General features: G+C 69.2%; 13 protein-coding genes and 1 pseudogene. 5 read left to right on the forward strand and 9 right to left on the reverse strand.

Annotated elements, in window-relative coordinates:
* Positions 1-29: 29 nt before the first annotated feature.
* The gene (locus HWX39_RS05560; RefSeq protein ID WP_175965919.1) at positions 30-683 is read left to right on the forward strand and encodes a DUF1345 domain-containing protein; all 654 of its coding nucleotides are present in this window, start codon (positions 30-32) and stop codon (positions 681-683) included.
* A 12-nt stretch (positions 684-695) separates the two neighbouring features.
* On the opposite strand, the gene HWX39_RS05565 is transcribed toward HWX39_RS05560, so the two are convergent.
* A complete protein-coding gene (locus HWX39_RS05565) occupies positions 696-1,364 on the reverse strand; it encodes a glutathione S-transferase (protein ID WP_175965920.1) in 669 nt (222 codons plus the stop codon).
* 111 nt (positions 1,365-1,475) lie between these two features.
* Positions 1,476-2,183: a class I SAM-dependent methyltransferase gene (locus HWX39_RS05570; protein WP_175965921.1), complete on the reverse strand. Its 708-nt coding sequence runs from the start codon at positions 2,181-2,183 to the stop codon at positions 1,476-1,478.
* Between the two features lie 309 nt (positions 2,184-2,492).
* On the opposite strand from HWX39_RS05570, the gene HWX39_RS05575 reads away from it, so the two are divergent.
* Positions 2,493-4,145, forward strand: coding sequence for a DUF3459 domain-containing protein (locus tag HWX39_RS05575; RefSeq protein WP_175966116.1), 1,653 nt, complete (start codon positions 2,493-2,495; stop codon positions 4,143-4,145).
* Positions 4,146-4,216: 71 nt separating this feature from the next.
* Here the strand turns inward: HWX39_RS05575 and HWX39_RS05580 are convergent, their stop codons facing one another.
* The 5 genes and pseudogenes from HWX39_RS05580 to HWX39_RS05600 all read right to left on the reverse strand — a co-directional run bounded on the left by HWX39_RS05580 (position 4,217) and on the right by HWX39_RS05600 (position 8,913).
* Positions 4,217-4,801, reverse strand: coding sequence for a thiamine phosphate synthase (locus HWX39_RS05580; RefSeq protein ID WP_175965922.1), 585 nt, complete (start codon positions 4,799-4,801; stop codon positions 4,217-4,219).
* A 22-nt stretch (positions 4,802-4,823) separates the two neighbouring features.
* Positions 4,824-6,167, reverse strand: coding sequence for a hemolysin family protein (locus HWX39_RS05585; RefSeq protein WP_175954966.1), 1,344 nt, complete (start codon positions 6,165-6,167; stop codon positions 4,824-4,826).
* Between the two features lie 79 nt (positions 6,168-6,246).
* Positions 6,247-7,023: pseudogene (locus HWX39_RS05590) on the reverse strand (HAMP domain-containing sensor histidine kinase); the annotation flags it as partial.
* Positions 7,024-7,090: 67 nt separating this feature from the next.
* The gene (locus tag HWX39_RS05595; RefSeq protein WP_175965924.1) at positions 7,091-8,014 is read right to left on the reverse strand and encodes a DMT family transporter; all 924 of its coding nucleotides are present in this window, start codon (positions 8,012-8,014) and stop codon (positions 7,091-7,093) included.
* Positions 8,015-8,055: 41 nt separating this feature from the next.
* Complete coding sequence (locus tag HWX39_RS05600; RefSeq protein WP_175965925.1) at positions 8,056-8,913, reverse strand: LysR family transcriptional regulator; 858 nt, start codon at positions 8,911-8,913, stop codon at positions 8,056-8,058.
* 115 nt (positions 8,914-9,028) lie between these two features.
* On the opposite strand from HWX39_RS05600, the gene HWX39_RS05605 reads away from it, so the two are divergent.
* The 3 genes from HWX39_RS05605 to HWX39_RS05615 all read left to right on the forward strand — a co-directional run bounded on the left by HWX39_RS05605 (position 9,029) and on the right by HWX39_RS05615 (position 12,061).
* Positions 9,029-9,412: a tautomerase family protein gene (locus HWX39_RS05605; protein ID WP_175965926.1), complete on the forward strand. Its 384-nt coding sequence runs from the start codon at positions 9,029-9,031 to the stop codon at positions 9,410-9,412.
* Between the two features lie 126 nt (positions 9,413-9,538).
* Positions 9,539-11,176: a CHAD domain-containing protein gene (locus tag HWX39_RS05610; RefSeq protein ID WP_175965927.1), complete on the forward strand. Its 1,638-nt coding sequence runs from the start codon at positions 9,539-9,541 to the stop codon at positions 11,174-11,176.
* A gap of 48 nt (positions 11,177-11,224) precedes the next feature.
* Positions 11,225-12,061, forward strand: a complete 837-nt coding sequence (locus tag HWX39_RS05615; RefSeq protein WP_175965928.1) for a TOBE domain-containing protein — start codon at positions 11,225-11,227, stop codon at positions 12,059-12,061.
* Positions 12,062-12,228: 167 nt separating this feature from the next.
* On the opposite strand, the gene HWX39_RS05620 is transcribed toward HWX39_RS05615, so the two are convergent.
* Both HWX39_RS05620 and modB read right to left on the reverse strand, forming a co-directional pair.
* Entirely contained in the window at positions 12,229-12,930 is a 702-nt protein-coding gene (locus HWX39_RS05620; RefSeq protein WP_175965929.1) for an ATP-binding cassette domain-containing protein, read from the reverse strand.
* 64 nt (positions 12,931-12,994) lie between these two features.
* Entirely contained in the window at positions 12,995-13,672 is a 678-nt protein-coding gene (modB, locus tag HWX39_RS05625; protein WP_175965930.1) for a molybdate ABC transporter permease subunit, read from the reverse strand.
* Between the last annotated feature and the right edge of the window lie 3 nt (positions 13,673-13,675).

A 13,675-nucleotide genomic window follows, 5' to 3' on the forward strand; every position in this document is an offset into this window, starting at 1 on the left:
ATCTTTCCATCCGCTTTCGGAATTTCACGATGACGTTTTATCCGCAGGTTTTACGCAACCGGCCGCGCATGGTCGCGGCGTTCGTCGCAGGCTTGCTTTGCGCGGTGCTGCTGCCGATTCCGCTGCGTCCGACCGTGCGCGCGCTGATCGGCTGGGATTGCGCGATCTGGTTGTATCTCGCGCTGATGTGGGTGCGCATGGTTACCGCGCACCATCACAAGGTGCGCGAAATCGCGATTCGCGAGGATGAAAACGCGACGACCGTGCTGACCGTCGTCTGCCTCGCGACGGTCGCGAGCGTGGCCGCGATCGCGATCGAGCTGGCGACGGCCAAGGGCGTCGGGTTTCGCGCGGGGCTCGGCCATTACGCGGTAACGGGCGCGACGCTGTTCGGCGCGTGGTTCCTGATCCCGACGATCTTCACGCTGCACTATGCGCGGCTCTACTACGGCTCGCCGAGCAACGACCGCGCGCTCTGCTTCCCGGACCAGCACCCGGAACCCGATTACTGGGATTTCCTGTATTTCGCGTTCACGATCGCGGTCGCGTCGCAGACGGCCGATGTGTCGATGACGAACCGCTCCGCGCGGCGCGCGGTGCTCGCGCAGTCGATCCTGTCGTTCTACTTCAACATGGCCGTGCTCGGGCTGTCGATCAACGTCGCGGCGGGCCTGCTGAGCTGACGCAGGCCAGGGCTACTTGAGCAGGTCGTACGGGCCGCCGCGCTCCAGCGCCCGCTGGTACGCGGGCCGCGCGTGGATCGCGTGGAGGAAGCGCGCGATCGCGGGATACCGGCTGCCGCCCCCGCGCGCGGTCGCGGCTTCGAGTGGAAAGCTCATCTGGATGTCGGCCGCGCTGAAATCGTCGCCGACGAACCAGCCGGTGCGGCTCAACGTGTCGTCGACATAGCCGAGATGCAGCGCGATCTGCGGATCGACGAAGCTCGATTGCAGCGTGTCGGCGATCTTGCGCGCGATTGGCCGTGCGAAGAACGGCATCGGCGCGTGCGCGATCCGCAGCGCGACGAGCTTGAGCAGCAGCGGCGGCATCGCCGACCCTTCCGCGTAGTGCAGCCAGTACGTGTAGTCGTGCCGCTCGGGCGCGCCGGGCGGCGGCGCCAGGCGGCCGTTGCCGTAGCGTTCGACCAGGTATTCGATGATCGCGCCCGATTCGGCGTACGTGCGGCCGTCGTCGGTGACGACCGGTGACTTGCCGAGCGGATGGATCGCGCGCAACTCGGGCGGCGCGAGCATCGTCTTCGGATCACGCGCGTAGCGCACGATCTCGTACGGCACATCCAGTTCTTCGAGCAGCCAGAGCACACGCTGCGAGCGCGAGTTGTTCAGGTGATGGACGGTGAGCATGTCGACGCTGGAAGTGGGGGCGGGAACGACATCATACCCAGTGCGCGTCGCGCGTACGCGAAACGCATCGCGCGCCATGACGAGCCGCGTCCAGCCGACCGCCCCGATCCATCATGCGCGCCGCACCGCGATCCACGCCCCCCAGAACAGGCTCTCGAAAAAGCGCAGCGGCGCGTCGAAGCCCGCATCGCGCAGCACGCCGAACACCGCTTCCTCGGACGCGGGCGGATCGGCGCCCTGCAGGATTTTCGCGAGTTGCGCGCGCACCGCGTCGGGCGTTGCGCCTTTCATGCGCCAGCGCTGCTGCCACGCGTCGAGCAGGCGAGGGTGGTCCGCGTAGCGGCGATGGTTGCCGGCGAGCACGAGCGGCGCACCGGGTTTCAGGCGCCGCGCGATCGCCTGCAGCAGCGCCGCCTTCGCTTCGTCGCCGGGGACGTGATGCAGCACGCCGATCAGCGTCGCGCCGTCGAACGCGGGTGTATCGGGCAACGCCTCGACACCGTCTTCGACGAACGTCGTGCGCGCGCCGAAGCCCGCGGTCTCGACGCTCGAGCGCGCGAGCGCGAGCATCGGCACGGACGGGTCGACGGCCGTGAACTGCCAGCCCGGCTCGAGCGCGGCCGCCACGCAGATTTCCTGCCCCGTGCCGCCCGCGCCCGCGACGAGGATCCGCGCCTCGGGCGCGGCGATTGCCGATGCGAGCATGCACGCGGTCAGTTCGTGGCAGGCATCGTAGCCGGCAAGCGCGATGCGGGATTGCTCGGCGTATTCGTGTGCGCGTGCCGGATCGAATTTGGCGGCGCTGGCGGGAAGCGACATGGCGGGATCCTCGGGTCGGGCGCGGACGACGTGTCCGCGAGCATGGCGCAGAGCGTAAGCGTGCGCGGCCGGTGCAACAAGGCGAGCAGTCATTCCGGTATGCCGGCTACCTGACTCGGCGGGACCGGCCGGATTTCGGGTTTTCCCGGGGTCGATTCGTATTTAAAAATGTCCGGGAGCGATGCATCGCGGTGGCGAAACCGGCGCATACTCGTTTCTCTCCCCCCGCCTGGCCGTCGCATGCCGGGCCCCGATGCGCCGCGCCCCGCTGGCGCGGCCATGCCGCTCGGTACGCACGAGGAGCGCATGATGTCCGATTGTCCGCACGATCCGTATGCGCAGCACTACATTCACTGCTTGCCGTTCGGCGCACAGCCCTGTGGTGCACTCTGCGCGACGCCGCGCACGCATTTTCGCTTGTGGGCGCCGGGCAGCACGCAGGTCCAGCTCGAGCTCGATACCGGCTTCGGCCCGTTGCTCGTCCCGATGACGGCTGCCGGCACGAACTGGTTCGAAGTCTTTGCCGATTGTGGCGCAGGCGCGCTTTACCGCTATCGCCTCGACGATGCGGTATCGATTCCCGATCCCGCGTCGCGCTCGCAACCCGAAGGGCTCGACGGCCCGAGCGAGGTCGTCGATCCGCGCGCGTTCACGTGGCGCAATACATTCTGGCGCGGGCGCGCATGGGAAGACATCGCGCTCTATGCGATTCGTCCGCACGCGGTGGGCGGGTTCGACGGCGTGCGCCGGCGCCTGCCGCAACTCGCGCGCCTCGGCGTGACCGCGCTGGAGCTGCTCGCGTCGCCGCACGACAGCCTGCCGTTCGCGCCGCTCGCGGCCGAAGGCGGCCCCAACGCGCTGAAGGCGTTGATCGACGACGCGCACGGCTATGGTCTCGCGGTGCTGCTGGAGCTCGACTACGCGCGCTTCGGCAGCGGCACCGAGGCGCTGCGTCACTACGCGGCACCGTTCTTCCATACGCGCGACGATCCGCTGCAGGCGCCGCCGCTCGCGCTCGATCATCCGGAAGTCTGTGATTTCTTCTGCGACAACGCGCTGTACTGGATCGACGAGTACCGTTGCGACGGGCTGCGCCTGCGCGAAGCCGACCGGATCGGCGTGTCGTGGCTGTGCGAGATCGCGGACCGCGTGCGCGCGGCCGTGCCGTCCGACCGGCTGATCCATCTCGTGCTCGGCAGCGAGCGGCATCCGGCGCATCTTGCCGATACCCATTTCGATGCGCAGTGGAACGGGTGCGGCGAACGCGCGTTGCACCGGCTGACGGGGCGCGACGCGTCGCCCCACGAAGGCATTTCCACGCACCAGTCGATTCACACGCTCGCCCGCGCGCTGACCGCGGCCGGGGCCGCATTCCAGCCGGCCGGGTCGGGAGAAGGCATGACTGCCGACAGCGGGCTGTCGTTGACGTCGCTGGTGCTGTCCGATGGCGCGTGGCGCGACAGCGGGCAGGGCGACCACGGGCAGGAGGCCGGTCTGGCTGCACTTGCGCTGTCGCTGCTCACGCCGCAGATCCCGTTGATCTTCGACGAAACCGCGCGCGATGCCGACCGCGCGCATTTCGTGCAGTCGGCGCTTGCGGTGCGCGCGAAGCTGATCTCGCCGCGGCTGTACGATTGTCGGCCGCAGGATGCGCATGCGCTGAAGTCGGACGGCGACGGCGAAGCCGACGCGCTGCTTGCATCGTGGCGGCTCGCCGATGACGAGACGCTGACGATCGCGTTGAACCTGTCGCCCGACGCGGTGCCGTTCGACGCACCGAGCGGGCGAGTCGTGTTCGAGACGCCGGCGCGTGCGCGCGACCGGGTCGATGAAGGGGTGTTGCCGCCGTACTCGCTCGTCGCGTGGCTGACGGGTGACGTCAACCGGTATGCGCTCACGCACGATGCGCGTCGCATCGATGACGGCACGTGGCGCGCAATGCGTCCGAGCCTGAACGCATGACGACCTGAGCGGGCAAGTGTCTGAAATACCGGGCGCATCCGCGCCCGGCTGCACCGCAGGCCATCCCCGAACTACCAGAACCCGCGAATGCCCGCGATGCCGTATGCGCCGTGGCGGCGTGCATCGTCGAGGAGCGCGCGCGTCATGCCGCCGAGCGCGAACACGGGCATCGCGGCCTCGGCGGCCAGCGCGCCGAAATGTGTCCAGCCGAGCGTCGGCGCACCGGGATGGCTGAGCGTCGGCAACACGGGCGACAACGTGACGAAATCCGCGCCGGCGCGCGCGGCCAGCAGCAGGTCGTCGCGCGTGTGACAGGCCGCGGACACCCTGCGTCCGGCCGGTAATGGCCGCTGCGTGGCAGCGCGCAAGGCGGCCCCGTCGAGATGCCAGCCGGCGCCGTCGAGCCGCATCACGCCGGCCGCATCGATCGGGCCGTTCAACATCAGGTTCGCGCCGGCCGCGTCGCAGCGCGCGAGCGCTTCGGCGGCGAGCCGCGCAAACGCGGCGGCATCGAGCGATTTCACCCGCAACTGCACGAGCGTCTCGCCGCGCGCGAGCACGTCCGACAGCCGGTCGAGGAACGCCGCGCAATCGGCCGCCGACGCGGACGCCGGTTTCGGCGTGATCACGCAGCAGCGCGGCAGCGTGGCGTTCATCGCGTGCGGCGAAGCGCGGCCGTCATTCGTCGGCCTCTTTCGCGATCTTCGGGTAGACGCGCACGAGCACGATGCGTGGCCCGTTCATCTTCTTCACGACGACGTCGAAGCGGTCGAACGACACGCGCTGCCCTTCGGTCGGCAGGTCGCCGAGCGCCTGGATCACGAGGCCGCCGACCGATTCCGCGCGGCCTTCGTCGATGTCGATGCCGAGCGCCTGTTCGAGCGATACGACGGGCAGGCTGCCCTTGCCCATCAGCGTGCCGTCGTCGAGGCGGCTCCAGTCGGCGTCGCCCTGGCGGAACTCGTCGTGGATCTGGCCGACCAGTGCGCCGAGCAGGTTGTCGAGCGTCAGGAAGCCGATCGGCTTCTCGCCCTTGTTGCCGACCAGCGCGAAGTGCGGCGCGCCCTTGCGGAAGCGGCGGAACAGGTCGAGTGCCGGCGTGTCGGGCTTCACATACTGCACGGGACGTACGTAGTCCGACAGGTCTTCCAGCGCCGCGCCCGCGTGACGCGCGAGCAGCAGGTCCTTCAGGTGGATCAGCCCGCTCACCTGCTCGCGCGACGCATCCTCGAACAGCGGATAGCGGCTGAAGCGGTGGCGCGCGACGATCTCCATGTTGTCGGGCAGCGGCAGGTCGCGGCGCAGGCCGATCATTTCATGGGCCGGCCGCATCAGGTCCGACACCGTCATCGACGAAAAATCGAGCGAATGCGCGAGCGTGTTCCACTCGTCGTTGCTGTACGTGCCGCGCGCCGGCTGGGCCGGATTGCCGGCCGTGCTGCGGCGGCTGCGCAGGATCAGCTTCAGCTCGTCGGTCGAGTAGTGCGCGTCGCCGCCATGGTCGGCCGACAGCCCCGCGAGCCGCAGCACCGCGTTGGCGCTGTTGTTGAGCACCCAGATCGCCGGATACATCGCCCAGTAGAACGCATAAAGCGGCAGCGCGACCCACAGGCCGACCTTCTCCGACTGGCGGATCGCCATCGATTTCGGCGCCAGCTCGCCGACGACGATATGCAGGAACGAGATCAGCGAGAACGCGAACACCAGCGAGATCAGGTGCACGACGCGTTCGGACTGCACGCCGATCAGGTCGAGCAATGGGCCGAGCAGTTGCGCGAAGGCCGGTTCGCCGACCCAGCCGAGGCCGAGCGACGCAAGCGTGATGCCGAGCTGGCACGCGGAAAGATACGCGTCGAGCCGGCCATGCACGATCCCGAGGATGCGGCCGCGCAGGCCGTGCTTGCGGGCCAGTGTCTTGACGCGCGTGGCGCGCAGTTTGACGAGGCCGAATTCGGCCGCGACGAAGAACCCGTTCAGGGCCACCAGGAACAACGCGCCGATGAGCGCGAAGATCTGTAACAAAGAAACACTCCGGTTATGACAGGCCCATCAGTATAGAGCCGGAAAGGAATTTGTAATGTATTGGGTGGCCGATTGCTTGCACCGGCGCCTCACCGGGGACGGAGAACGTGAGGGTGGCCGTGGCGCCGTCGGCGAACGCGTCGTGCGAGAACGTGCCGCCGTGTGCGAGCGCGACGCGCTGGCAAAGCGCGAGCGTCCAGGCGATCCGTTTCGCGTCGCGCTGGCGCGGCATCTCGCGTCGTGCGAACGATTCGAACGCATGCGGTTGAGCGGGATCGGCGAGCGCGCCGGCGTTGACGGTGCAGGTGGCGCACGCGGTGAACTGCACGCCGTCGCGGGTGCACGTGAACGCCACGCGGCTGCCGGCGGCGCTGGCTTCGACCGCGGCCGTCAGCATCGTCCAGAGCGCCTGCGCGATGCGTTCGCGGTCGGCGGTCAATGACGGTTCGCCGTCCGGCAGCGTCGCATCGAGCGCGACCTGTCGTGCGTCGGCGAGCGCGAAACGGACGAGCGCGATCGTGTCGTCGAGCAGCGCGCGCAGCGCGAACGGCTGCGGCTCGAGGGCGAGCGTGCGCGTGTCGGCACGCGGCGCGTCGAGCACGTCGTCGATCAGCGCGACCTGCTGGTCGATGCCCGTGCAGATGCCCGCAAGCGCACGCTGCAGGTTCGGATCGGCGTTGGCGAGCTGGCGCTCGAGCACGTACGCCCAGCTGTGCATGGCGTTCAGCGGGCTGCGCAGGTCATGTGACGCGGTGGAGAGCGCCTGGTCGCGCAGGAACAGCGCCGCCTGGGTGGCGTAATGCGCTGCGCGTTCGCGCAGCAGGTCGGCGGCGGGATCGACGGAAGTGGACGTCACGGAGCTGGCCTGTCGGAAGCGGTTGGCGTGGAAGTCACGCGAACTGCCATTATAGGGACGGTGCGTGTCACGCCGGCAGCGCGTCCTCGTCCTTTTTCCGGGCGTCGCCGTTCGGCAGCAGCTGGCACGCCAGCAGGCCGGCCAGCATCAGCGCGCAGCCGACGAGCGCGCGCAGCGTCAGCGTTTCGCCGAGCGCAGCCCAGCCGGCGACCGCCGCGAATACGCCTTCCATGCTGAAGATCACGGCCGCGTGCGCGGGCGCCGCGTCGCGTTGCGCGACGACCTGCAGCGTATAGCCGACGCCGACCGACAGCAGGCCGCCATACAGCAGCGTCGGCAGCGCGTTGCGCAGCATCGCGCCGCTGACCGGCTCGATGACGAGGCCGACCGCGAAGCACACCACGCCGCACACGACGAACTGCATGAACGCGAGCACGAGCGGATCGTGGCGCTTCGCGAAACGGCCGACGGACATCACGTGCGCGGCGATGATCACGGCGCCCGCGAGCTGGAACCAGTCGCCGTACAGCACCGAGAACTGCTCGTTGATGCTGAGGAAATACAGGCCGATCGCCGCCAGCAGTGCGCCGAACCACGTGCCCGGGCCGATCCGGTGACGTGCGAACGCACCCATCAGCGGCACGATCACGACGTACAGCGAGCTGATGAAGCCTGCGTTGGCGATGCGCGTGTACTGCAGACCGATCTGCTGCAGCGAAATCGATACCGCCAGCAGCCCGCCGAGCGCGAGGCCCGGCAGCAGCCGCTTCGGTTCACCGCGGATCGCCGCGAGTTGCATGCGCGACGCCGTGTTCAGCATCAGCAGCGGCACCAGCACCAGCGCGCCGAGCAGGAAACGCAGCCCCGTGAACAGGAACGGCCCGATAACGTCGAGGCTCAGGCGTTGGGCGACGAAAGCCGAACCCCAGATCGCGGCGGCGGTGAGCATCAGCAGGTTGGCACGGAGGTGCTTGCGGGCTTCGGGCGTCATCGGAATTCTTCTGGAGATTGCGGGCGGCGAAACCCGCTAGTTTACGCCGAGATTGCAAGGCTGTCGGCAAACCTGCGCAACGCGGCGGCGGCCCGTGCGTCGCGCACGCGCGAATACAGCACGACCTGCGACAGCGGCAGCGGCGGCAGCCCGAATTTCGCGCCGACGTCGACCAGCGTGCGCGGCGCGACCCGCCGCGCGAGCGGGCAGACGGCGAGCCCCGCGGCGGCGGCGGCCGTGACCGCCGCCACGCCGCCGCCTGTGAAGCGTTCCCGCCATGGCCGCCCCGCATGGTCGAGCGCGCGCAGCGCGGCGGCCCGCACGCCGCATGGGCCGGCCAGCACCGCGAGCGGCAGCGGTTCGCCCGCACGCGGTGCCCAGTCCGGCGCGGCGAGCCAGGCCAGCGGTTCGGAGAACAGCAGCGTGCCGTCTTCGCGCGGCGGGTCTTCGCCCGGCTCGTGCCGCACGATCACCGCATCGAACCGGCGTTCGTCGTATTGCGCGAGCAGGTTCGTCGACGTTCCGAGATGCATTTCGAGCGACAACCCCGGATCCTGACGATGCAGGCTCGTGAGCACGGCCGGCAGGTCGGGCACCGCGACGTGCTCGCTGACGCCGAGCGACAGGCGGTGCGTGCCGGCCGAGATTGCGCCCAGCGCGTGATCGTGCGCGTCGAGCAGCGCGCGGGCGGCCGGCAGGAAATTCTCGCCGTCGGCGGCCAGCTTGACGATGCGCGGCGTGCGCGCGAGCAGCGGCTTGCCGAGGTGGGCTTCCAGCCGCTTCAGCTTCAGGCTGACGGCCGATTGCGTGGTGCCGAGCGCATCGGCGGCGCGCGTGAAGCTGGCGAGATCGGCGACCAGCACGAACGCGCGGACGGCATCGAGGTCGAGGACTTTCATTTTCAATGTAAATGGATGAAATATTCATCGATGACTGTTTATTATAGTTGGGCGGGCCTAACCTGACGCTGTGTTTCCGTTCTTCAACGTCAACCTCACCGACAGGAGCAAGACCATGCCATTCACCCGTATCGCCGTCCGCGAGGGCAAGCCGGCCGCCTACCGCGCGGCGCTCGTCGACGGCGTGCATCGCGCGTTGATGCACACGTTCAACGTGCCCGAGGACGACATCTTCATGGTCGTCACCGAGCATGCGGCCGAGAACTTCGTGTTCGGGCGTCACTACCTCGATATCGAACGCAGCGACGATCTCGCGATGATCCAGATCACCGCGAACAACACGCGTACGCTCGAGCAGAAGCGGGCGCTGTACCGGGCGATCGCGGACAACCTCGCGCAGCAGCCCGGGGTGCGGCAGCAGGACGTATTCATCAGTCTGGTCGAGGTGCTGAAAGAGGACTGGTCGTTCGGCAACGGCCTCGCGCAATACGCCGTTTGACCTGCGACAGCGAGACGGGGCCGGATCGTCGCCGGCGCGCTTTGACCGCGTGTAACATGTAAGTTGCTTCACGTGCGACGCCGGCGCGAACGATGCGCCGGCGATTCTTCATGTGCAGGAGCCTCCATGTCGCGTGTGCTGGAAATCGTGTTGTCGCTGTCGCTGGAAGGGTGGCCGGTCAAGGCTGCAAGTCGCGCCCGTGGCGCGCCGCGTGATTTCGGCGCCGAACTCGTACGCGCGTGGCGGATTTGCCCGCAGGTCCGGATGCGCCGCGGCCACGAGCGCGTGACGATCGAGCCGTGCCAGATCGAGGAGGCCGAGCTGAGCCCCGGCGCGAGCTGGTGGACGTGGGTCGAATCGAATGCGCAAGGCAGGCGGGTCGTCGCGTCGCGTACGAAGGCATTTGCGCCGGGTGTCACCGAGCGCGAACTGTTCGACGCGGAGCATGCGGGCATCGTCGTCGCGATGCCGCCGCCCGTTCCCGAGGCGGCCGTCGCAGCCGGGGCCGTCGTCGCGGCAGGCGAAGTCGACGGCGCCGCGCCGGATCCGGCCGGGCGCCCGGACGAGGCCGGTACCCCGCCGGAATCGCCGGCGCTGCGTCTCGTCAGCGAACGGCGGCGCGGGCGCTGGGCCGACGACAGCGGCGTCGTGGTCGAGATGACGCTCGACGACGTCACGCTGCATCATGGTAGCGAGCCGCCGCGCCGCTACGTCGAACTGCGCCTTGCCGCGCCAGACTGGGAAACGCTGCCCGCGCGCACGGCCGCGCTGCAAGCGCTGTTTGCCGCGGCGCGCGAATTGAGCGGTGCGTGGCCCGCATTCGTGCAACTGACGAGCGTGATCGATCGCGCGTGCGCGGCCGAGCCGGCCGCCGACGGGCCCGTCAAGGCAAAGCTCGTCGACCTGACCGGCGTGCGCACGCAGCGCGCCGCGCTGTTCGCGCTGTCCGGCGACATCACCGCGCAATGGCTCGGCAACGAGGGCGGGGTGCTCGAGCACGACGATCCCGAATTCGTGCACCAGATGCGCGTTGCGCTGCGCCGCCTGCGCACGCTGATGCGCTTCTTCCCGCTCTTTGCCGACCGCCAGTGGCGCGACACGCTCGGTGTCGACCTGCGCTGGCTGGCGTCGCTGCTCGGCACGGTGCGCGACTGGGATGTGTTCGCGACCGAAAGCCTGCCCGTGCTGATCGCGGCCGACGGCGGCGACGGCGAATGGAACGGCACGCTCGACGCCGCGCGCGCGCAATGCGCGGCTGCACGGGTGGAGCTGCGGCAGGCGCTGCATTCGGCCCGCTATGCGCGGCTGACGCTCGGCTGGCTCGAATGGCTGAGCGCGCTTGCGCTGCCGCCCGCCGAAGACGGCGACGCGCCCTCGCTGCGGCGCCACGCAACGAAGCGCGTCCGGCGGCTGTTCGGTCATCTCTACGCATCGCCGTCGCTCACGTCGCTCGACACGGCCGCGCGCCATCAAGTGCGGATCGAGGCGAAGCGGCTGCGCTATGCGCTCGAATTTTTCGCGTCGCTGGCGTCGCGCCGCACGCGTACCGAAACGGTCAAGACGCTCACGCGCGTGCAGAGCGTGCTCGGCGAAGCGAACGACACGATGGTCGCGCTGCATCACCTCGAAAAACTGGCTGCGCCGCCTTACCAGCTCGGTTTCGTGCGCGGCTACGGCGCGGCGCTCGAGCAGCGCGCGGCGCGCGACGCCGAGACGCTGCTGGCCAGCCTGCGGCCGCCGAAGCTCGACGGCAAGCCGGGTTGACCGGCACGCGCTGACTATAATGGCCGCCCGATTCCTGCACGCATCCCGATGACCGACGCACCGCTTTCTTCCCCGTCCGCCGGACCGCTCGAACTGGGCGGCGAGCTGTGGCTGCGCGCCGGCGAGCAGACGCTCGGCGGCGCCACGCGCATCGCGTTGCTCGCGGCAATCGGCGACACCGGTTCGATCACGCGCGCGGCGAAGGCCGTCGGCCTCAGCTACAAGGCGGCGTGGGATGCGGTCGACACGATGAACAATCTTGCCGGCGAACCGCTCGTCGCGCGTTCGACGGGCGGCAAGGGCGGCGGCGGCACGACGCTGACGGCGCGCGCGACGTCGCTGATCGCCGCGTTCCGCACGATCGAGCGCGAGCATCGCCGGTTCATCGAGGCCGCGAGCGCGGCTGTAGCCGGATTCGACGTCGACTGGGCGCTGATCGGCCGGATCGGGATGAAGACCAGCGCGCGCAACCAGTTGTTCGGCAAGGTCGCATCGATCGTGCGCGGTACCGTCAACGACGAGGTGACGCTCACGCTGCCCGGCGGACAGCCGATCGTTGCCGTGCTGACGCACGAGAGCGCCGATGCGCTCGGCCTGCAGGTCGGCGCGCACGCCTGCGCGCTGGTGAAGGCGTCGTGGGTCGTGCTCGGGGTCGACGATGGCGAGCCCGGGATGAAGGTGTCCGCGCGGAATCAACTGCGCGGCAGCGTGGAAACCGTCGCGGCGGGCGCGGTGAACAGCGAGGTGACGCTGGCGCTCGACGGCGGCGGGACGCTGACGGCCGTCGTGACCAACGACAGCGTCGATGCGTTGCAACTCGACGCCGGCCGGCAGGCGATCGCACTGTTCAAAGCGTCGAGCGTGATTCTTGCGGTGACGGGCTGACGCAGCAAGCCGGGTGGCGCGCTTCGAGGATCGTGTGACGGGCGGGGCGAAGCCGGCATCGCACAGTGCCTGCACGGCGCCGGCTTCGTTTCCGCTTTCAGCATGTGCCGCTACGCACGGCTTCTCTCAGGTTCCCACCTGCCTGCCACGACCACGGCCTCGCGCGCTCATGCGACGCGCGTCGGCCACTCGGCGTGCGGCGGAGCCGCCTGCACGCGTCCTTCGCTCAACTGCACGACCTGGTCGCCGAACGCGGCAACGTCGTCGGGATCGTGCGAGATCAGCACCATCGGGATATCGAGTCGCGCCTGCAACTCGGCGAGCTCGTGACGCATGCGCTGGCGCATCGCGCCGTCGAGCGCCGCGAACGGTTCGTCGAGCAGCAGGATCCGCGGCTGCGCGACCAGTGCGCGCGCTAGCGCGACGCGCTGTTTCTGCCCGCCCGACAATTGCGACGGATACTGTCCCGCGAGCGCTTCGAGATCGAACGCTTGCAGCCAGTACGCGACTTCCCGCGGCACCGCCTTCGCGCGTGGATTGCGCAGCCCCGATGTCAGCCCGAACGCGATGTTCTGGCGTACGTTCAGATGCGGAAATAGTGCGTAATCCTGGAACAGGTACGCGACGCGGCGCTCGCGGGTCGGCACGTCGATGCGGCGAGCGGCGTCGAACAGCGGTTCGTCGTTCAGCGTGATCGTGCCTTCGTCGGGCGACAGCAGGCCGGCGATCGCCTGCAGCGTCATGCTCTTGCCCGCACCGGACGGCCCGAACAGCACGACGCGCTGCGTCGTCGCCGTGAACGACACGTCGAGCGTGAAGCGGCGCTCGGCGTTCGCGTAGGTCTTGCGGATGTCGACGACGAGGCTCATGCGAGCCTCCGTCGACGCGACCCGGCGGCCGGGCGAAGCAGGCGATACGGACGAAATGCGCGCGTCATGTCAGTTGGCTCCGCCGGGCGCGCGACGGCACGAGCCAGCCGGTCGCGAGCAGCACCAGCACGCAGGTGATCGACGTCACCAGCACGAGGAAGTTGGCCGTGCTGTCGTCACCGGCCTGCACGGCCGCGTAGATCGCGACCGACAGCGTCTGCGTGCGACCGGGCAGGTTGCCCGCGATCATCAGCGTCGCGCCGAACTCGCCGAGCGCGCGGGCGAACGCGAGCAGCGCGCCCGCGAGAATGCCGCGCGTGGCGAGCGGCAGCGTCACACGGAAGAACACCGCGACTTCGCCGAGCCCGAGCGTGCGCGCCGCGCGTTCGAGGTGCGGATCGACGCCTTCGAACGCAGCCCGGGCCGACTTCAGGATCAACGGAAACGCGACGACCATCGACGCGATCACCGCGCCTTGCCACGTGAAGACGAGCTCGATGCCGAGCTTGTCGAGCCACGCGCCGAACACGCCGCGCCGGCCGAGCAGCACGAGCAGGTAATACCCAAGCACCGTCGGTGGCAGCACGAGCGGCAGCGTCAGCACGGAATCGACGACGTCGCGCAGCGGCGAGCGCCAGCGCGCGAGCATGAACGCGGCCGCGACGCCGAGCGCGATGTCGAGCGCGGTTGCCCAGCCGGCAACCTTCAGCGACAGCAGCAGCGGTATCCAGGCGTCTTGCATTGC

The sequence above is a fragment of the Burkholderia sp. BCC0322 genome (genome assembly GCF_902833045.1).
Taxonomy (GTDB): Bacteria; Pseudomonadota; Gammaproteobacteria; order Burkholderiales; family Burkholderiaceae; genus Burkholderia.